The sequence below is a fragment of the Kitasatospora sp. NPDC048545 genome (assembly GCF_040651155.1).
Taxonomy (GTDB): domain Bacteria; phylum Actinomycetota; class Actinomycetes; order Streptomycetales; family Streptomycetaceae; genus Kitasatospora.
Genome location: NZ_JBEZIQ010000185.1, coordinates 1 through 1,179, shown reverse-complemented (window position 1 = coordinate 1,179; position 1,179 = coordinate 1). Strand labels below are relative to the sequence as shown.

The window sequence follows — 1,179 nt, the reverse complement described above, 5'->3', positions numbered from 1 at the left end:
CCGCCCTGGTCCACGGCACCCCCAGCCTGGCCGCCCGGGTCGGCGAGTACGTGGCCCGCGCCGAACGGTCCCTGGCCGACGCCCTGCGCGCGGGGCCCCGCCCCGAGCCCCTGGAAGGAGCATCTGCGATGACGTCCAGAAGAGCGCCGCGCCCCCGCCCGCCGCCCGCACGCTCATCCCTCTGGAATCCCGATGTCCTCCTCGACGCCCGACGCCACCCCTGCGTCCGTCAAGTTCCCCCACCGCAGCCGCCGAGGCGTGCTTCTCGGCCTGAGCGCACCGCAGCTGATCACCTGCGCCGCCACCGGCCTGCTGCTGCTCGCCGTGCTCATCACCCGGGGCGTCACCGGTGCCCTGCAGCTCATACCCCTGTGGGCGGGAACCGCCGCCCTGGTATTCATCCGCTACCGGGGCCGCACCCTCGCAGACTGGGCCCCCGTCGCCGCCCGCTACGGCCTGCGGCGCCTGCGCGGCCAGCTGATCTGGCTCGTCCGCCCCTCCTCCCGGCCGGTGCGCGAGGGCCTGCTCCACCTGCCGGGCAGCGCGGCCAGCCTGCGTGTGGTCACCGCGCCCGATGGCCGTTTCGGTGCCGTCCACGACCCGCACGCCGGCACCCTCACCACGATCGTCAAGGTCAGCAGCCGCGCCTACGCGCTGCTCGACCCCGGAACCCAGAACGCCAACGTCAACGGCTGGGGACGTTCCCTGGCGGCGCTCGCCCGCACCGGCCAGGTCGCCCGCATCCAGGTGATCGAGCGGACCGTCCCGGACACCGGTGACGCGCTGCGCCGGTACTGGGAGGAGCACGGCCGCCCCGACGCCCCGCTGGCCGGTGAGCTGTACGGGGAGCTGATCCGCGGCGCCGGTCCGGCCGCCGCCCCGCACGAGGCGTACGTCGCCATCGCTCTGGACTTCAAGGGCGCGCGGCGGCTGATCAGCCAGGCCGGAGGCGGCCTGAGCGGCGGTTTCGCCGTCCTGGCCCAGCTCACCTCCGCGTTCGAGCAGTCCGCGCGCACCGCCGGTCTCACCCCGGCCGGCTGGCTGTCCGCGGGCGAGATCGCGGCCGTCGCCCGCACCGCCTACGACCCGAAGTCCCGTGCGGCGCTGGACCGCTGGTCCGAGGACGGGCGTCCGTCCGCCGACCCGGGCGCCGCCGGACCGGTCGTCGTGGTGGAGAAG

At 75.7% G+C, this 1,179-nt stretch carries 1 protein-coding gene; it reads left to right on the top strand.

Features of this window, described 5'->3' with window-relative positions:
* Positions 1-192: 192 nt before the first annotated feature.
* A partial coding sequence (locus tag AB0D10_RS46395) for an SCO6880 family protein (protein ID WP_360269188.1) occupies positions 193-1,179 on the top strand: 987 nt, incomplete at its 3' end.